This window comes from Flammeovirga sp. SJP92, assembly GCF_001583495.1.
Taxonomy (GTDB): Bacteria; Bacteroidota; Bacteroidia; order Cytophagales; family Flammeovirgaceae; genus Flammeovirga.
The window spans coordinates 201,050-220,888 of the sequence record NZ_LQAQ01000015.1 but is presented as its reverse complement, the minus strand read 5'-3'; the positions used below and the strand labels follow the sequence as shown (position 1 = coordinate 220,888).

At 34.2% G+C, this 19,839-nt stretch carries 16 protein-coding genes; 9 read left to right on the top strand and 7 right to left on the bottom strand.

All coding sequences use genetic code 11. The annotated features are described in order from the left end of the window. Positions 1-107 precede the first annotated feature (107 nt). The 4 genes from AVL50_RS02240 to AVL50_RS02225 all read left to right on the top strand — a co-directional run bounded on the left by AVL50_RS02240 (position 108) and on the right by AVL50_RS02225 (position 8,550). The gene (locus AVL50_RS02240) at positions 108-3,881 is read left to right on the top strand and encodes a caspase family protein (RefSeq protein ID WP_062614849.1); all 3,774 of its coding nucleotides are present in this window, start codon (positions 108-110) and stop codon (positions 3,879-3,881) included. A gap of 55 nt (positions 3,882-3,936) precedes the next feature. After that, on the top strand, positions 3,937-4,665 hold the full coding sequence (locus AVL50_RS02235) for a YgcG family protein (RefSeq protein ID WP_062614848.1): 729 nt from the start codon (positions 3,937-3,939) through the stop codon (positions 4,663-4,665). A gap of 279 nt (positions 4,666-4,944) precedes the next feature. Beyond that, entirely contained in the window at positions 4,945-7,572 is a 2,628-nt protein-coding gene (locus tag AVL50_RS02230) for a valine--tRNA ligase (RefSeq protein ID WP_062614847.1), read from the top strand. 198 nt (positions 7,573-7,770) lie between these two features. Further along, positions 7,771-8,550, top strand: coding sequence for a DUF4292 domain-containing protein (locus AVL50_RS02225; RefSeq protein WP_082795623.1), 780 nt, complete (start codon positions 7,771-7,773; stop codon positions 8,548-8,550). An 80-nt stretch (positions 8,551-8,630) separates the two neighbouring features. Here AVL50_RS02225 and lpxB read toward each other — a convergent pair whose 3' ends face one another. The 5 genes from lpxB to AVL50_RS02200 form a co-directional block, all read right to left on the bottom strand. Continuing rightward, positions 8,631-9,761: a lipid-A-disaccharide synthase gene (lpxB, locus tag AVL50_RS02220; RefSeq protein ID WP_062614845.1), complete on the bottom strand. Its 1,131-nt coding sequence runs from the start codon at positions 9,759-9,761 to the stop codon at positions 8,631-8,633. Between the two features lie 142 nt (positions 9,762-9,903). Continuing rightward, the gene (locus AVL50_RS02215) at positions 9,904-10,323 is read right to left on the bottom strand and encodes a 6-carboxytetrahydropterin synthase (RefSeq protein WP_062614844.1); all 420 of its coding nucleotides are present in this window, start codon (positions 10,321-10,323) and stop codon (positions 9,904-9,906) included. Positions 10,324-10,411: 88 nt separating this feature from the next. Beyond that, positions 10,412-11,830: a PD40 domain-containing protein gene (locus AVL50_RS02210; RefSeq protein ID WP_172826745.1), complete on the bottom strand. Its 1,419-nt coding sequence runs from the start codon at positions 11,828-11,830 to the stop codon at positions 10,412-10,414. A gap of 110 nt (positions 11,831-11,940) precedes the next feature. Then, positions 11,941-12,993, bottom strand: a complete 1,053-nt coding sequence (locus tag AVL50_RS02205; RefSeq protein ID WP_062614842.1) for a tetratricopeptide repeat protein — start codon at positions 12,991-12,993, stop codon at positions 11,941-11,943. Between the two features lie 103 nt (positions 12,994-13,096). Continuing rightward, positions 13,097-14,257, bottom strand: a complete 1,161-nt coding sequence (locus tag AVL50_RS02200; RefSeq protein ID WP_253764243.1) for a PorV/PorQ family protein — start codon at positions 14,255-14,257, stop codon at positions 13,097-13,099. 219 nt (positions 14,258-14,476) lie between these two features. Here AVL50_RS02200 and AVL50_RS02195 point away from each other — a divergent pair, with 219 nt between their 5' ends. Beyond that, the gene (locus AVL50_RS02195) at positions 14,477-14,971 is read left to right on the top strand and encodes a histidine phosphatase family protein (protein WP_063850511.1); all 495 of its coding nucleotides are present in this window, start codon (positions 14,477-14,479) and stop codon (positions 14,969-14,971) included. 168 nt (positions 14,972-15,139) lie between these two features. Further along, positions 15,140-16,126: a YhdH/YhfP family quinone oxidoreductase gene (locus AVL50_RS02190; protein WP_062614840.1), complete on the top strand. Its 987-nt coding sequence runs from the start codon at positions 15,140-15,142 to the stop codon at positions 16,124-16,126. A gap of 45 nt (positions 16,127-16,171) precedes the next feature. On the opposite strand, the gene AVL50_RS02185 is transcribed toward AVL50_RS02190, so the two are convergent. Next, positions 16,172-16,687, bottom strand: coding sequence for a GNAT family N-acetyltransferase (locus tag AVL50_RS02185; RefSeq protein WP_172826744.1), 516 nt, complete (start codon positions 16,685-16,687; stop codon positions 16,172-16,174). A 100-nt stretch (positions 16,688-16,787) separates the two neighbouring features. Between AVL50_RS02185 and truA the strand changes: the two genes are divergently transcribed. The 3 genes from truA (at position 16,788) to AVL50_RS02170 (ending at position 19,349) form a co-directional block, all read left to right on the top strand. Then, positions 16,788-17,585 (top strand): tRNA pseudouridine(38-40) synthase TruA, encoded by a 798-nt coding sequence (gene truA, locus AVL50_RS02180; RefSeq protein WP_062614838.1) that lies wholly within the window; start codon positions 16,788-16,790, stop codon positions 17,583-17,585. A gap of 519 nt (positions 17,586-18,104) precedes the next feature. Then, on the top strand, positions 18,105-19,016 hold the full coding sequence (locus AVL50_RS02175; protein WP_062614837.1) for a hypothetical protein: 912 nt from the start codon (positions 18,105-18,107) through the stop codon (positions 19,014-19,016). Positions 19,017-19,019: 3 nt separating this feature from the next. After that, a complete protein-coding gene (locus AVL50_RS02170) occupies positions 19,020-19,349 on the top strand; it encodes a tRNA-binding protein (protein ID WP_062614836.1) in 330 nt (109 codons plus the stop codon). Between the two features lie 51 nt (positions 19,350-19,400). On the opposite strand, the gene AVL50_RS02165 is transcribed toward AVL50_RS02170, so the two are convergent. Next, positions 19,401-19,721, bottom strand: a complete 321-nt coding sequence (locus AVL50_RS02165) for a DUF3467 domain-containing protein (RefSeq protein WP_062614835.1) — start codon at positions 19,719-19,721, stop codon at positions 19,401-19,403. Positions 19,722-19,839 lie beyond the last annotated feature (118 nt).

Here is a 19,839-nt window from a genome sequence, read left to right as displayed (position 1 = left end):
TCTTTTCGTTAGAGTTTGATTATCTTATGATATAAACGCTTTAATACTATCATTTTATTTTACATATTAGTAGAAGGCATTTTTGCACCAATACAAACTACCGAATAGTGAAAACTTATTTCCTTTACTTATTACTCTTTTTACTTCCTTCCTTTTCTTTATTGAGTCAAGATACGAGTTCGAGAGGCCTTGTATTACAAGAGGGGAAGAATAGCCAAAATACAATCAAAGCATTAATTGTTGGGGTTTCTAGATATGAAAATTATCCAGAACAATCACAGTTAAGGTATGCTGATAATGATGCAGAAGCATTTGCTAAGTTTTTAAGGCAACATACTTCTATCAAAGAAGAAAATATCAAGCTATTGACTAATGAGGACGCTTTTTCTGGTAAAGTACAACATACCTTTCTGGATATTCTGAAAAATGCAGAAAAGAATGACCTCGTAATACTGTATTTTGCTGGTCATGGTGATGTAGATAATGATGGATCGGCTTACCTTATAACAAATGATGCTGTAGCACCAGAGGAAGGTGGTCATGAATGGGGAATTGGAGGGGCAATTGAAATTCCTCGTTTGCAAAATAAAATTTTAAAATATACCGCTGATAACGATTTCAAAGTATTACTTGTCACTGATGCCTGTAGGTCTGGTCATATTACAAAAACTGACAATACAAATGCAACGATCAATGCTTTGATGAAGGACTGGAACAATACCTACAAATATGTTTCCTGTGGTCCAAACCAGTTGTCACAGGAAGGTTCTCAATGGGGTGGTGGTCATGGTGCCTTTACCTATTATTTTTTAAGAGGGTTAATGGGAGAAGCGGACCAAAGTGGAGATAAGAAGATATTGCACGGTGAACTAGGGTTGTACATCAGTAGTAAAGTAAGTACAGATACAGAGTTCAAGCAAGTGCCACAGTATAAAGGGAATTCGAGTGATGTGTTGATGCAGGTCGATGAAAAAATGTTGGATCTTGTAAAGCAAGATAATTACAATTTGCTGTCAGGTTCAGTAGCTTCCAGAGGTAATAGTACAGACGGTAAAGAGACATCTACACTGATAAAATCGTTTTATAAAGCCATTGACTCAGACCGGATTTTACATCCAAAGTTTCTTCCTTATAAAGAAAAGGTAGCCATCAAATTTTTTAATGGCGTTCAATTGGGAAAAGTTTCTCATGTTGCGGTTGGTGATCAAAAAGTCCTTGTCGTTAAGAACGGTAAAACCGTAGAACTTTTTGATGATAAACAAAAAAGTATCGAATCATTTTCGATCCAGAATTACCCTAAATTAATTGATTATAAAGGAGATCAATTTGTGTTTTCTGATAAAAGTAATAAGATCCATATTTACGATGGGAAGACGGAATTGAAATCTGAGAATTATCATAAAGCAGAGGTTACAGCATTAGCAATTTCTACTAAGACTAAAGTGTATACTGGGGATATGAAAGGGAATGTATTTACTTTTTCAGCTCATCAAAACCCTAAAAAAGAATATAGAATAAAAGGAGAAGTAAGAGCGATTGCATTAAGTGATGTAGAAGACAGGGTTGCTGTAATGAACGAAAAAGGAGAAGTGTCGATTTTAGATGCTAATTTTTCTTTGATTTCATCTTCAAAATTATCTGCAGGCCAAAAAATGGTTTTTATGAATAATGGAAACCTTCTTCTAGGTATTAATTATACTACCATTCGATCTATTCATACTTCCAATGGGAAAACCATCAAAGATTTTCGTTTACCTAATAAGGAAAAGCCTTACAAACTGACAAAGCTGAATGATAACTATTTACTGGTCTTGAGTGAAAATTCAAACCTATTTTTTATCAATGTCGTGGAAGGAAATATCGAACTGGCAGGGAATCATCCTTTAGGAAAGAATTTTAAGTGGAGTAGTAATCCAGAAGTTGTCGCATCGGTGAGTAATTCTTCTATTGTCAATGCAAAAATTGCAGTTCCTATTCCTTTTGCCTCTGAATGGTATGATAAAATTCAGAAAGATAAGTCACTAAGTGAAAGAGAACGAAATGATGCCAAAAATGCATTAGCGGTTGCATTACAATACAAGGCTCAAAAAATAATTACTCCTTTTGTTTTGGGGAAAAGTATTACGCCTTCTGCTTTAGAAATCAAAGAAGCCATTTATGAATTAAACTATGCTACTAAACTGTACAGAGGTGATGCAGAGTTAGTGGAAATGGTCAATGTAAGAAGGTGGTTTCTTCAAGCGTATTTGATCATTGTAGAAAATAATTTGAAAGATTTTCCTTTAGCTATTTCTTATTTAGAGCGCATATTACAGGTAACCCCTGATGTCGCATACCCTTACAATGGAATAGCTTTGATCAATCAGAAATTAATGAAGCTGGAAAAGACAAAAGAAACTGTAGCAAAAGCCGAAGAAATAAAGCCAACGTGGACTGAACCTAAAAATACCATGGTAAATACTTACCTGAAGGAGGAAAATTATAAGGAAGCGTTAAATAAGAATGAGGAAATTATAAAAATTATTCCCAATGGCATAAAAGGGTACTATGGAAAAGCAAACATCTATGTAAAGATGGGGTATTACCAAAAGGCTTGGGAGTTGGTCAAAAAAATGGAGGAAATTCAACCAAATGACCCTGGCGTTTGGGAAATGAAGTTGGAGGTGTTGTTGGCTTTGGGGCAATTGAAAGACGCCCTAGCTTTAGTAAATCAAAGTAGTAAACTGCCTAAAATATCAGAAAAAGGATATGCAGTACAGTCTAGGTTTTGGACAAAGATTTATGACAGACAAACTCAAACCGAAGACAAGTTGATGTTAGCAGAAAAGACTTTACTAGATGGAATAGATGTTTATCCTACTTCACCGGAATTAAAGGCTCAGCTTGGTAAATTGTATACTGAATATGATTTTGTGTTCAAAAAGTCCAGTAATGAGGTTAATTCATTATTGGATAAAGCGTTGATTTTAGATCCTTTTAATGCCACTGCTTTGAGGTATAAAGCACAGTATGCAATCCAAATCGAAAATAATGTTTCTTCAGCTAAAGGATATACGGTAAAGTATACTCAGAAAAGAGGAAAGTTTTCAGACTTAGATGTCTTTTTAGGATATGTAGCATATGCTCAGCAAGATTTAAAAACATTAGAATCATGTACTAAAGCGTCTTTGTTGAAAAACCCATATAAATTAGAGAATTATAAACTTTTGTGGAATACTTATGTAGAACTCAATAAGGAAGAGGAATTGAAAGAACTTTATTTAATGGGTAAAGATATGTTGCCCGATACCCCTTGGTTTGACTATAAATATGGATTATATTTTACTGGTCGAAAAGATTACAGAAAGTCCGCTTCCTATATCGAAACCGCATTAAGCATATCACCCGATTATAACTATGCTTATGTGATGAAAAATCCAACGGTAGGGATTAAAAAGTTATACAACTATAATGCGATTAAGAAGAAAGGAGCATTTTATTTGGTGTCGAATAATACTGCACAAGGTTTGATAGATTATGCAGGGCGTGCAGTGATCCCTTTGGAGTTTGTAAGTGTTGAGGTATTAAAAGATGGATATACAATTGGTACGACCAAAGAAGGAAAAAAGCAATTTACTTCCCCAAGTGGACAATTATTAGGAGGGCAAAGGTATGACTTAATGGAGCGATTAGAATGTGGTCTGATCAAAGTGCAGTTGAATGGTAAAATGGGTTGTATTGATGCAAAATCAGGGAAGTTAGTCGTGCCATTGAAATATGATAAAATTACAAACGGTAGATGGTCCGGTCGTTCAACAGCTTGTTGTAGATATAACGCAAATGATAGTGATAGATCTGCAGATTTCTTTGATGAGGCAGGGAGGTGTGTTTCTTGTGATTAAGGAATTAATAAAGTCAATCAAAATAATAAAGTAAACTAACAACTATAAACTTTTTATGTTTCAATTAATAATTACATCTCTTAAGGTAAACTTCTTGTTATGTCTTCTTTTATGGTCAATAGCTATAAAAGCTAGTACTGTTGATAATTATGTGAATCAAACGTTTCAAGAAAACTTGGTAGTAAATGATTATGCTAATTTTTTATCAAAAAGCGATCTTGACATTTTAAGAAAGAAAGTTTCATCGATCAATTCAACTTCCAATATAGAATATGCAGTTTGTTTTGTTCAAGATTTGAATGGCTTTGACAAAAAGGATTTAGCTTCAGCTTTAGCAAATTACTGGAATGTTGGTAAAACCCATTATGGTGAAGGTGTATTGATTTTGATTTCCATTGCAAATAGATCTGTTTTTGTAGCGACAAGCAAGGTAACTGAAAGAAGGATTCCAAATGCAAAAGTAAAGGTGTATGTAGATAAGTTTTTGATTCCAAATTTAAAGGTATCCAATTATAAAAAAGGAGTTTTATCTACTATTAGTGAATTTGAGGGCCTAGAAGTGGTTAAGAAAGAAAAAGAGAAAAGTAATCCATTTGATAAGTTTTCAGGGCTTTTAAGTTTCATTGCTGTTTTTGTGGGTGCCTCACTTATTATATTTAAGATTGTAAGAAGGAATAGCATTAATTCTACACATTCAACATTTTTTTCATCTTCAGATGGAGGGGGTAGTGGGGATTCAAATAGTGGCGATTTTGATGGAGGAGGAGCAGGTGGTGATTTCTAATAATGAACTGTTTTTCATTAACTAAATGATAATTATTCTGTCTATTTCGGTGTTTTTTAGCTCTGTTTTATATCAATAAACTTTTATTTAATAATCGTAAAATATTGAAAACTAGCTCTTTATTAACCTTACTTTATAAGCTTCGTTATTTTCTAAATTATTAATACCCAAATCTTAATTTCAATCTGCTTTTTTGTTTAACTTTGCAGATCTGAATTCATGGGTCATTTCATGGATTTACTTTATAATTTTAGTTTTTGTAATTATTAAATCATAGCTATGGAGCTAGCGTCAAAGTACAATCCTCAAAACATAGAGGACAAGTGGTACCAATTCTGGTTAGATAATAAATACTTCCATTCGGAGCCAAATCCTGAAAAGAAGCCGTTTACTGTCGTCATACCACCACCAAACGTCACTGGTGTGTTGCATATGGGCCACATGTTGAATAATACTATTCAAGATGTATTAGTAAGACGTGCTCGTATGAGAGGTTATGAAGCATGTTGGGTACCTGGTACAGACCACGCATCTATTGCAACAGAAGCTAAAGTTGTAAAGATGTTGAAAGAAGAGCATGGTATCAACAAGTCTGATATCTCTCGTGACGAGTTCATGAAATATGCTTTCGAATGGAAAGAAAAATACGGTGGAATCATCTTAAACCAATTACAGAAGTTAGGTGCTTCATGTGACTGGGACCGTACTCGTTTCACAATGGAAGACGAGCTTTCTAAAGCCGTAATCAAAGTTTTCGTAGACCTTTACAAAAAAGGTTGGGTATACAGAGGTGCTCGTATGGTAAACTGGGATCCGCAAGGAAAAACAGCCTTATCAGATGAGGAAGTAATCCACAAAGAGGTCAACTCGAAGCTTTATTATGTGAAATACCCAATCGTAGGTAAAGATGGGGAGTTTGTTACTATCGCTACAACTCGTCCTGAAACAATTCCTGCCGATGCTGGAGTTTGTGTGAACCCTAACGATGAGCGTTTCAAACATTTAATTGGTCAAAAAGTAATCATCCCTACTACAGAAAGAGAAGTTCCTGTATTTGGTGATGACTATGTAGATATTGAATTTGGTACAGGTTGTTTGAAAGTAACTCCTGCTCACGATATCAATGACTACGAGTTAGGCTTAAAGCATAACTTAGAGGTGATTGACATTATCGAAGAGGATGGTACTTTAAATGCAAAAGCAGGTGCTAAATATGACGGTAAAGACCGTTTCGTAGTTCGTAAAGAGATTGTAAAAGACCTTGAAGAACTAGGTAACTTAGTGAAGGTTGAAGAACTTCAAAATAAAGTAGGTACTTCTGAAAGAACAGGTGCTGTTATCGAGCCTCGTATTTCTACGCAATGGTTCGTTTCTATGAAAGAAATTGCAAAGCCTGCTTTAGAAAATGTAATGAATGACAACATTCAATTACACCCTGCGAAGTTCAAAAACACGTACCGTCACTGGATGGAAAATGTGAAAGATTGGTGTATCTCTCGTCAGTTATGGTGGGGACAACAAATTCCAGCTTTCTACCTTCCAAATGGAGAGTATGTAGTAGCAGAAACTACTGAGGAAGCTTTAGCTTTAGCTCAAGAAAAAGACCCTTCAATCACTTTAGAGCAATTGACTCAAGATGAAGATGTATTGGATACTTGGTTCTCTTCTTGGTTATGGCCAATCTCAGTATTTGATGGTATTACTCAACCTGAAAATGAGGAAATCAACTACTACTATCCAACAGATGATTTGGTAACTGGTCCAGATATCTTATTCTTCTGGGTAGCTCGTATGATCATCGCAGGTTATGAGTGGAAAGGTGAATTACCGTTCAAGAACGTTTATTTAACAGGTCTTGTTCGTGACAACCAAGGACGTAAAATGTCGAAGTCATTAGGTAACTCTCCAGATCCAATCGACTTGATGAAAGATTACGGTGCGGATGGTGTACGTGTTGGGTTATTATTATCAGCAGCTGCAGGTAATGACTTATTGTTTGATGAGAAATTATGTGAGCAAGGTCGTAACTTCGCCAACAAAATCTGGAACGCTTTACGTTTAGTAAAAGGTTTAGAAGTAAGCGAAGAAGCACAACCGGAAGCTAATAAAATCGCTATCGATTGGTTTGAGTCTCGTTTCAATCAAGTATTGGAAGACGTAGAAGCAAACTATGAGAAATATAGATTGTCAGATTCATTGATGTCAATTTACAAATTGGTATGGGATGACTTCTGTTCTTGGTACTTAGAGATGGTGAAGCCTGCTTACGGTTCTCCAATCGACAAAGCTACTCTAGAGGCAACAATCAATTTCTTCGAGAAAATCGTAAGATTGTTACATCCATTCATGCCATTCTTAACAGAGGAAATTTGGCATGCTATCAAGGATAGACAAGAAGGTGAGGCTTGTGTAGTAGCAGAATACCCAACAGTACAATCTTTCGATACGGAATTATTAGCACAAGCTTCTGATGCTTTTGAAGTAATCTCTCAAGTGAGAAATGTACGTAACCAAAAGCAAATTGGTCCTAAAGTGGCACTTCCAATGTCAGTATTGGCAAAAGACACAACAGTGTATGATCGCTTCGGTGGTATCATTACGAAGTTGGCGAACCTTGAGTCATTGACAATGGTAGATGCAGAAGTAGAAGGTGCTACTCAGTTTGTATACAAGTCAGACAAATGTTTCATTGACGTGGCGGATCAAATTGATGTAGAAGCTGAAAAAGAAAAGTTAACGAAAGAGTTAGAATACACTAAAGGATTCTTAGCTTCAGTTCAAAAGAAATTGTCGAACGAACGCTTTGTTTCTAACGCTCCTGAAGCAGTTGTTGCGACAGAGAAGAAGAAGCAAGAAGATGCAGAGAGTAAAATCAAAGCATTAGAAGAAGCTTTAGCAAAACTCTAAGAAGATAATGCTTATATTAGAAGGCAATCGTACATGTGCGGTTGCCTTTTTTTGAATAAAGAAAATTTCATCACATCATAAGCCCACGACTTAAATCGTGGGCTTATGATGTGAAGTAAATTACAATGTTTCAAGTGATTCCTTTCGGTTTAACACTTGCGATATTGAAAGTGTCAGTTTAAAGCGGATTAATTTATCATGAAAAAATATTTACTCTTATCGCTAATTGTAGCAATGTTTGGTTGTCAGCCTAAGTATACCTCAACCACTTCAGGTGATAAGAATTCAGAACTAGATGTACGCAATTTAGAGTATACCTATCTTTCTACTAAAGGGAAATTAATTTTCAACAGCAAAGGAAAAGAAACCAAATTGGCTGTAGATACTCGTATTGAAAAAGACAAACAGATGTGGATGTCAATGCGTGTGGCAAAGATTGAAGGACTAAGAGTCTTAGCAACAAAAGATAGTGTTTTTGCTCTTTTGAAAATGGAAAAAGAAGCGTATGCACTAAGCTATGATGATGTAGAATTGTTGTTGGGAACTCGTATTGATTACGATTTATTACAGTCAATTTTTACAGGTGATCTACCTGCTTCTTTTGAAGAATCGAGGGTGAAAATGGAAGAAGAAGATTTTCTTTTAACGAGAAAGGATAAAGGTTTAGAATCAATTGCATCAGTCAATAGAACTTCTCAAAAGTTAGAGAAAATTGCAGTGCTTTTGAAAAAGGAAAAGAAAGTAGCAACGATTGATTATGATACTTTCCAGCCTGTTGTCAATGGAACTGATCAGTCTGCACCTTTTCACTCTCTTGTAAAGGTTGGGGTAGGAAATCAAGATAAAGTAATGCCCGAAACAACTGTAGAATTGAATTTCTCAAAAATAGAAGTGGAGGTAGAGGCTCAGAAGATGCCTTTTAAAATTCCATCAAAATATAAGAAGAAAGGCAGGGGAGATTTGGTTGTGAAACAATAAAATACTTCTTAAATAAAAAACTCATTCTTAATCTTAGTTAGGAATGAGTTTTTTTTGTTTCAGTATAATCAGAGTTGAAATTAAAACTTCTGCTCAGGAATACCTTCCGTTAAGTATTTATACATCAAAGATGCAGCCTTTTTAGAAGTTCCTTCCGTTTTGATCATGGTCTTCATCTCCTTGTAATCTTGAATGATTTTTTCTCTTTTCTCATTTAAAGTATAACCCAATTCTTTCTCAAGGTTTTCAGTAGTAAATTCACCTTGAATAAGTTCTTTTACCACTTCTTTGTCCGCAATTAAATTCACCAAAGAAATAAAACGAACTTTGATTAAAGCTTTGATGATACTGTAAGTAACTGGGCTTGTTCTGTAACAAACCACTTGAGGTACTTCAAATAAAGCCGTTTCAAGTGTTGCAGTTCCCGAAGTAACTACTGCAGAAGTAGCCTTCGTTAGCAAATCATAAGTTTGATTGAAGATCACTTTAACCCCAAGTTTTTTTGCTTCATCATAAAGCTCAGAAGGAAGGTGCTCAACACCAGCTACCACAAACTGGAATTCATTGCTGTCATATTTAGGAATGATAGTCAGCATGGTGTTCATGATAGAGCTGACTTCTTGATATCTACTTCCAGGAAGAATGGCAATGATCTTTTTATTAGGATCAAGATTATTGTCTTCTAAAAAAGTAGGGGAAGGTGTAAATTGATTGATGGCATCAAACAATGGGTTGCCAACATAATCTACATCGTAGTCATATTTTTTATAGAATGCCTTTTCAAAATGCATGATCACAAACATCCTGTCGACTACATTTCTTATTCTTTTAGCTCTGCTTTGATTCCAAGCCCAAACTTTTGGAGAGATATAATAGAATACCTTAGTACCTCTTGGCTTAACGTATTTTGCAATTTTCAAATTAAAGCCAGAGAAATCGACTAAGATCACTACATCAGGTTTCCAACATAAAATATCTTTCTTACAGTAATTCATAAACCTTCTGATGGTCATCAAGTTTTTGGCAACCTCTAAGAATCCCATAAATGAGATTTCAGAATAATGATGAATTAATTCCCCTCCAACTTTTTGCATCTCTTCACCACCCCAAAAACGGAATTCAGCTTCCGGATCATTTTGAAGTATCTCTTTCATTAAGTTGGAAGCATGTAAATCTCCTGATTTCTCTCCTGCTATCAAATAATATTTCATCTGTAAATGGTATGGTGAAAAAATGTTTGTATCGAGTCTGAAAGGTGAAATGCCAATTTTGACTTGGTACTTATATTACAAAAATAAAAAAAGGATGCTTATTTAAAGCATCCTTTCATAAATATCATTGTAGCAAATGTGATTACTCTCCGTAATACTGAACAAAGTTCTTTCTTGTTTCATGTAATTCAATACAATGAAGTGCAGCATTTGGAGCGAAATCTTTTACCTTTGGAGCTAAAATTTTCCAAAATTCCATTGCTAGTGTCTCGCAGCTTGTCATTTTATCTTTTAAGAAGTCTACATCCATATTCAGGTTTTTGTGATCCACTTTATCGATGATTTCTTCTTTCATGATTTTACCTAAATCCTTCATATTCATTACATATCCTGTATCTGGATCAGGCTCACCTTTTACGGTTACAAGCATCTCGAAGTTGTGACCATGCCAATTCTCATTCGCACAAGGTCCAAAAAACGCCTCATTTTGTTCTTTTGTCCACTTAGGGTTGTACAGCTTGTGAGCTGCATTAAAGAACTCTCTTCTATTGATGTAAATCATAATTTTTCAATTTGAAGTGCAAAAATAACAACTTCATGTTTACCCGCCACTTTTTACTTCAAAATAATTCTTTATTCATCACCAAAGACTACTCAATTTTGGAAGTTGAAACTTGGAAAATCGTCTTCAATAGATCAACTGTAGCATTTAATGCCGTTTCTCTTACTTCTTTTAAGTGGTCAATATCTTTTGGTGCAAATGAAGTATTTAAAGAATCTTTATCTAGAAGCAAGAAGTCGATTTCTTTTTTAGCAATCGATAATTCCTTTTTGTGGTCAATAATTGTAATTCTATATATATCTTTCTCGCCATACCCTCCTTTTCTTGATGAAGAATAATAGGCATGTCTTCCATTTGCACGCATCATAAAGTAAACGTCGTCATGAGGGGTATTAATTGGTGCACCTAAGTTGACGGGTTTACTCCAGTTTCCTTGGAAATCTTTGGTTGATTTAAATACATCATAACCGCCCATGGAGTCATGTCCGCGAGAGCTGAAGTAAAGTGTATTGCCATCCCTTGATAGGGCGACACCTTCTTCGTCATATTCGGTGTTAATGATGTGTCCTAGAGATTTTCCTTTTTTCCATCTGCCGTCATCTCCTTTGACCGACATGAAAATATCTAGCCCACCCATAGACAGTTCTTCATTACTGCTGACGTAGTAAAGAGTATCCATGCTGTAGTTCAAACATGCAGAAGTTTCTACATAAACACTATTTATTGTGTTAGGTAACTTTTTTGGTTTGGTCCATAAAGTATCTTCTCTGTAGGATATGTATAGATTTCCTTCTCTGAAAAGTATCATCTCACTTCCATCCATTGAAATTGATACTGTTGCTGTGTGTCCATCATAATTTAATGGATCCTTAAGAGGTTGTGGGTTGCTCCAATTCTTAAAGTCTTGCTTTTGACTGAAATAGATGTTTTCTGAAAGATGAGTTCTTATATCAGGATTATCGGATCTGAATTCATGTCTTCTACTAGTGAAAAAAAGATCCTTTTCTACTGCATCTACCAAAGGACAAAAATCAGAATATTTGGAGTTTACTTGTGGTCCAAGATTTCTGATGATTATATTTTTCTGAATTTCTGAATAGGCTTTCTTGCCATAAGTAACTTCCTCAATTCTCTTATTGATTTTTCGAAGTTCATTCTTGGCCATATTCACTTTTGCCTTATTGTAATAAATCAGTGCATTATCCCATTGCTCGTCAAAATGATAAGCTTGTCCTAAGTAATACAACACATCGGGGGCATGTTTCTCATGATTCAATTCTATAGCTTTCAAAAGGTAAGGTATTGCGTTCGATTTTTCCTCGGTCACAGAAGCCAAGAAGCACTGGCCTATCTTCATATTTAAAGTAGGGTCTTCTGCTAAATAATCGTAACCACCAAGATAATATTTAAATGCCTCGTCAGGTTGATTCAATTCAAAAAATAAACTATCTCCTAATGTGATAAGCCTTTTGACAAAAGTCATATCACTTTCACTTAGCGAGACCATGTTTTGTGTCAAATTAACGCTATCCTTGGTTGTTTCTTGAGCCCATGTGAAGTTTATAGAAAAAATTATAATATAGAGCGAAAAATAAAATTGCTTCATAGTTTAGGTTTTTAATGACATGCCGATTGGGTATATTTTATACCAATCAAGTTGCCTAATTCAGCCGCTTTTTGCCAGTCAGAACAAGCGCCACTATCGTCATGCATGTATTCTTTTATGTCGCCTCTTGTAATGTAGGCTTTGGAGTAAAAAGGGTAATTATCTATTAAATCGTTGATGTCTTCTAAGCTGTCTTCATAATTGCCTAAAATACATCTCGCTAAAGCCCTGTTGTTGAGCGCTTCTTTGGCGGTGTCTTCACTGTGTAAAATCGCTTCAGAAAAATCACTTTCAGCTTGACTGTAATCTTCAAAAAGCATATAAATTAATCCTCTATTATTGTAGGCATCCACGTTAGAACTATCATATTGAATAGCTCTGGTGAAATCATCAAAAGCCATAGAATACTGTTCCTGGTTTTCATAAATAATCCCTCTATGATTGTAGGAGATGGAAAGTCGAGGATTTAGAATCAAGGATTTAGTAAAGCAGTCTTTTGCTTTATCAAGCATATCACTTTTGTAATATAAAGCACCCAAGTCATGCCATGTGATAGGATTGTCAGGGTTGATTACCGTAATGGTATCCAATGTGGCAATAGTTTCAGTAGTAGCACCTAAAAAATAATAGGATTGAGCCTTTTTCCATAATGCATCAATATGATGAGGATGCAAATAGATTACACTATCAAAATCAGAGATGGCATTTAAGAAATCATTTTCCATGTAGTAGGAAAGACCTCTTAAATAGAAAATCTCTTTTCTATGTTTTGTTTTAAAATCTTTTAAAGCTAGAGACAAGTCAGTCTGAGCACCTTTAAAAGCTCCCATTTCAATCTTTATTTTGCCTCTCAAAAATAGGGCATTAGAATTCAATGGATCTTTTTGTAAGGTGTTATTTACCTCATAAAGAGATTTACACTTGTTACTGTTTGAGTTATTATCCTGAGAGATCTGAATTTTTGGTGCATCAAAATTTTGAGCTTTACAGTTTGTTATACTCAGTCCAATAGATAGTACAGTAAATTTGATAGTAATTAGTATAAGTAAGTAAGCAGGTTTCATCAGTAAAATAAAAAATGCAGTAATAACATCGATACTGTAATTTTAATAAATAAACGTAAAATAAACCAATTTTTGATGAGTAATGTGACTGAATATTAACTATTTAGTAGTATTTGTCGCTTTTTGGAGTGTTTTCAGCTCGTTTTATGGAGTGTCCGAAATTTACTTTCAAACTAAAAATATGGGAATACAGCGATGCTGTTGAAATGTCCCCAATATTGGTCAATGCATAATCTACGGTAAAACCTTTGAAGGCTAATCCTGCTCCAAAACTAGGTAAATATTCAAGTGTTTCGGAACCATCAAATTCTTTAATGTACTGAAATTGAGAAATTCCACCTCTTAAAAAGATCATTTTTTGATAGTGGAACTCAATGCCTGCATGAGGATCCAAACTCATAAGGTCTGTTTTTACAACGGTATTTCTCTGTCCATCAAAAGTGAGGTCAGCGCCTATTGAAACTAACATGCCAATTAACTCCTCTGCATCTTCAAGATTACTTCTTTTCCATAAAGGAAAATGCTTTGCTAAACCTATAATTAAGCGAGGAGTAGCGGCTTCAATTGAATTATCTGGAATAGTGTTGCCTGTAGACGCAAAAACATCATAAAAAGTGGCAGGATTATATGTCCAAATATTATATGTACCAGTAATATCTTTTGCAGTGACACCAACCTTCCAATTATTTTTGGACCATTGAAAACCGAAATCCAAACCAAAACCCCAAGCATTGGCAAATTGCCCTGCATTTCTATAAATCACTTTAGCGTTGGCACCAAATCTTACGTTGGGTAATTGAGGGAATTGTCTTGCATATGAAAAAAGGAAAGCATAATCAGAAGCTGAGAAACTTTTGACATTATCCCAATTCAATGATCCATCTTGGTCAAATAAATATCTAGTGTCTGGAATATCATCAACACCAAATCGAATTGCTGAAATACCCAAGGCAGAACGCTGGTCAATTTTTGTAGCAAACCCTATAAAATCATAGTTGGCAATGCCCGCAAAATATTGAGCGTGCATAAGAGAAACCGTGTATTTATCTTCAATATTCAATAAACCAGCAGGATTCCAATAGCCTGATGTGGCATCATCAACTAATTCTGTTTGAGAATTACCCATGGCCAATGCTTTTGCACCGACACCGATAGCAAGGTATTCATTGACATACTTTGGTGTTTCCACTTGAGCATAAAGATCAGAAAAACACAAAGTGATGAATACAACAATTAAACTTAGGTATTTACGAATTTGATTCAACAGAATAGATAGAGTTTTAATAAAATTGAGACGTAAGAACATGTCTTCATCAAAGCCATGTTACCAATAGGCTAATTATTGAATAATAGTATATTGGATTTGAGTAAAATTACTTGCATGAGTACTTAAACTTAGCAAACAATATCAAATATAACGCCTGTCGGGTTTTTTTATACAAAAATCAGAAGTAATTTAGTATAAAATTAAGATTAAGAGAAATTGAAGAGGTTAATATTAATGCGTCATGGAAAGTCAAGTTGGAAAAATCCAATAATTTCTGATTTTGACCGTCCTTTAAATAGCAGAGGGAAAAATGATATAGTTAAAATCTCAGAGATTTTATTTGAGAAGTCGGTAAAACCGGAACTTATTATTAGTTCTCCTGCAAAACGAACGAAAGTAACAGCCGAGAAAGTAGCTGAGACTCTTAGTAAAAAATTACATTTTGAAAAAGATTTCTATGAGGCATTTTATGATGAGATATTAGAAATAATAAAAGATTTTGATGATCATATTCAAGATATTATGCTGGTGATTCATAATCCAGCGATCACGGATCTTAGAAATCATTTTTTACCTGATGATTACCTTGAAAATATTCCTACATCAGGTGTTGTGGCTATCGAATTTGAGAAGGCAGATTCTTGGAAAAACCTTGGACAAGGGAAAGAACTGTTTTACGAATATCCAAAGAAAGATAGTGAAGCAAGCTAGTGAATTTTTATCTGCCTTTATTGAAATGCTTTGGCGTAGTACAATAAGTATTATTAATATAATATATGTAAGAAGTAAAGCAAACACTTACTTTTGTCACCGAATAATAATGTCACCTCAGTTACATTGCGATAAATATTAACCGTAATTATTTATCCATTTATACATATGACATCATTCAAGGCTTTTGTATCAGAGAAAGTTGGTGAAAAAGAATTTTCAACTTCTATTCAAACCAAACAAATTAGTGATCTTCCAGAAGGTGAAGTACTAGTAAAAGTTGCTTATTCTTCTCTAAATTATAAAGATGCACTTTCTGCTTTAGGTAAGCCAGGAGTTACAAAAAATTATCCTCACACACCAGGTATCGACGCTTCAGGTACAGTGGTATCTAGTAAATCATCAGATTTAAATGAAGGAGATGAAGTAATTGTGACTAGTTATGACTTAGGAATGAATACTTGGGGAGGTTTTTCTGAGTACATTCAAGTTCCAGCGTCTTGGGTGATTCCAATGCCAAAAGGACTGGACCTTAAATCAAGTATGATGATGGGTACTGCAGGTTTGACGGCGGCAATGTCAGTGTATAAATTGATTGACAAAGTTTCTCCAAATGATGGAAATGTTCTTGTCACAGGAGCAACTGGCGGTGTAGGTAGTATTGCAGTGAGCATCTTGAACAAATTGGGTTATTCAGTAGTAACTGTTACCGGAAAAGCAGATAAAGCAGAATACTTAAAAAGTATTGGAGCTTCAGAAGTCATTTCTAGAGAAGCTTTCTTGGAAGGAAGTGAGCGTCCGTTGTTAAAACCTCAATTTGCTGGAGTTATTGATACTGTAGGAGGTAACTATTTAGCTACTGCAATTAAAGCTACAAATCCGCTTGGAGTTGTAACTTGTTGTGGAAATGCGGCATCATTTGATTTGCCTCTCAATGTCTTTCCATTTATCCTAAGAGGGGTAAGTTTGATTGGAATTGATTCTCAAAATTTCCCAAGAGAAGAAAGAATTAAAGTTTGGGAAAATGTCGGTAAAGACTGGTTGCCAAATAATTTAGAAGAGATTTCTGAAGAAGTGTCATTAGAAGGGCTTGAGGAGAAAATCAATGCTATTTTTAAAGGACAAGTAAGTGGAAGAGTTTTAGTGAAATTATAATATATAATAAGGTCGTCATTGGTTTTTCAAAGACGACCTTATTTTTTAATAGACTTTTTCGAAAAGTATTTCTTTGGTTTTTTCTAATTTCTCCTTCTCCATTTTTACAGGGTAGGACATAATATTCAATTCCACTTCTTCTTTAATGTCTTCATTGTATTGGGGTTGAATAAAAGATCCTTTATTGTAGAAGAAGCCATTTCTTTTATAAAAGTTCACCCTTCTTTTCTGCATATTAGTCACAGGATGTTCAACTTCAAGAATAATCGTTCTGTCTTTAAACTTTTCAATAAAGAATTCTAAAAACTTACTGCCGGCTCCTGAACCTCTATTTGAAGATTTCATGGCTAAATATTCTATATATACAAATTCTTCAAATACCCAATACCCAACTAAGCCACAATTTTTGTCTTTGAACTGAATACCATTGAAATAGTAGTTGTCCAATTCCATGTTGCCTAACAGATCCTTTCTAGAACGCCTTTCTGCCGGAGAAAAAGCTTCTAAATATATTTCCCATAATGTACCAAAGATCTGATCACCATCTATTAATTTTACCATATTGAAATAATTTGTTTTAGGTATAAAAACGAAAGATTGTAATAATAAGTTAGTGATGTAAATACTTACAGTTCCTAACTTTTGTGAATTTATTGAACTCATGAAAAAACAAAGACATAATTATTTAATTGAGATACAATATATAGGTTATAGGTTTCACGGCTGGATGGTTCAACCGGGTTTGAAGACAGTACAGGGAATGATCAACAAGACCATCAATTTTGTGTTGGGTGGTGAAATAAAATACAAAACACTAGGGACATCTAGAACTGATACTTACGTTTCAGCCAATCATTCTGCTTTTGAACTCTTCGTGTGGGAAGAGTTGAATGAAGAAGAATTCTTCGAGATGTTCAATAATAATTTACCTAATGACATCAGGGCTTTATCCATTCAAAAGGTTGGAGATGAATTTAATATTATTCAAAGCTCTAAATTGAAAGAGTATCAGTATCTCTTTTCATTTGGGGAGAAAAACCATCCTTTTTGCGCTCCTTTCATGACCAATATTACTCATGATTTAGATTTGGAATTAATGAAAGAAGGAGCTAAGCTTTACGTAGGGGAGCATTATTTTGGTCGCTTCTGCAAACAACCAAAAGAAGGAGTATCATTAATCAGAACAATTGACTATTGTGAAATTAAAGAAAATGACGTAATGTCAGCTTCTTTCTTTCCTGAGAAAAGTTATATATTCCATGTTCACGGTAAAGGATTTATGAGGCACCAAGTGAGGCTTATGATTGGTACACTCTTTATGCTCGGAAAAGGAGAATTGACTTTAGATGATATTAAAACCGCATTACAAATTAGTGATAATAAGACTCAATTAGGGTACGTAGCACCTGCATCCGGTTTAAATCTACATGCAATCAGTTACGAAGATGATGTGAAATAAAAAAAAGTCAACGGTAAGACCATTGACTTTTTAATTCCTTTAATAACCCAAAAACTATTTCTTATTGCTGTTTTATAATATAAATATATGAAGTTTTTCTATAATTATCCAAAGCGGTAAGGCTTTTTTCTTTCAAAAATTAACTGTAATCAGTGTTATAAGATTGTTAATTTACTGTGAATACATTTTCGTTTATTGTGATATATTTAATCAAATATTAGATATGTATACTTAGATGTTAAAATGGTTATATTTAATTTTGCATTGTGTTATTTGTGTGAAATTTTATTTTGGCCGTTTTTTTTGATTGACTTGTTCTTTAAAAAGTTTCGACTAATTAGAATGAATATGAATAATTTTTGATTTCAACCTTCAGGAAAGATGAGCCAACCTTTATATTCTGGTAATGTATTATTGGGGTGTTGAATAACACAAACTGACAAAGTTTTTATAATTGAGAATGTTTTTCTTATTTTCATAACATATTTAGAACTTATAATTAAACTAACAGAACTTGCCATGAAAAAGGCTATTTTATATTTTTTAGGTGTTATTATTCTTTTGTTTGTAGGCACAGTTTCTTACTTCTTTTTTGCCGGTGAAATAAAGAATACTTTACAGTTTGATGACAGTCGCTTTGTAAGTATTCAGAAGTTTATCAAACAAGGTAAAGTGGAGAGTTTGTCTCAAGCAAAATTACAATTGAGCCTTATAGCAAATGACTACAAGCCAGATAGTGTATTATTATTAAAGGAAGAGTTGAATGAGGTTGCTCTTGCCAATGCTAAAGTTTGTTTACAAAAAAAATGGCTAGGGTCATGTCAAAAGTATATTGACCTTATAGATAAAGATTACAAAGCAGATCAAGTAGAGGTAATAAAGGAAAAGTTATTTGTTGTTGTGAATGAAGAAAACATCAGTAAAACCAAAAATTACCTCAAAGAGCGAAACATTAGCAAAACCAAAGTATACTTTGCAAAAATCGATACTACTTACAATAGAAAAAAAGTAGATGCACTTGAAAAGAAAGTCATTCAATTGGACAACGAACTTAAGGTTGAAAAAGTGATTGAATTGATGAATGATAAAAAATTTGATGATGCTAAAGATGTACTTTCCAAAGTGGATGAAGATTATGATATAAAAACAACGGAAAGTCTAGCAGAGGAAATCAAATTAAAAGAAGAGTTGGAAGACCTTTTAGATGATGAAGGAGCGGTCGGTGTTTTTGTAGAATATGTGAAGAAAGATATGAATGATCCAGAAAGTTTTGAGCATGTAAGAACTTTAATTACTGAAAAGGGGAAATATCTTAATGTAATGATGAAATACAGAGAGGTGAATTCTTATGGAGCTAAAGTACTTACTACTGTAGAAGCAAAATTAAATAGAGACGGATCAGTGAAAAAAATCATAAACCGTAAAAGCTAAATTATGGCAATAAATTGGGACGATTTTAAAAAGATCGATTTGAGAGTGGGTACGATATCAAAAGCAGAGGTTTTTAAAGAAGCTCGGAATCCAGCTTACAAACTTTTTATCGATTTTGGAGAATTAGGAGTTAAGAAAACTTCAGCCCAAATTACAGAGAAGTATAAACCAGACACCCTTGTGGGAAAACAGGTAATAGCTGTTGTCAACTTTCCTCCTAAACAGATTGCCAATTTTATGTCTGAATGTCTTGTTTTAGGAACATTGGGAAAAGATGGAGTTACATTACTCACCACAGATGAAGAGGTGTTGAATGGACTGAAAGTAGGATAACAAAAAAAGGGATGACTTTGAAAGCATCCCTTCTTTTTTTACATACAAAAATTACTGAGGATCAGTATTTGTCATCCCAAAGTTCATAGGAAATTTTGGAGCTTCATCAGTTTTTCCGATTGGCCCAAATTGAGCCTCATATTTCTTCAGATTATCTTGAAGAGCCATGTACAAGCGCTTAGCATGTTCTGGAGTCAGGATAATTCTAGATTTAACTTTTGCTTTAGGTACACCTGGCATCATTCTGATGAAGTCTACAACAAACTCACTATTAGAGTGGGCAATCATTGCTAAATTGGCATATATTCCCTCAGCTACATCATCAGTCAACTCAATGTTGATTTGATTCTCAGGTTTTTTTTCTTGATCCATTTTATATTGAATTAATAATACTCAAAGTTGAGTTCCAAATTTCAAAAAAATGAGATATAAAACAAAGAAAATCCTGCTGATTACCATTATTGGGAAATATTAATATTTACTATCAACT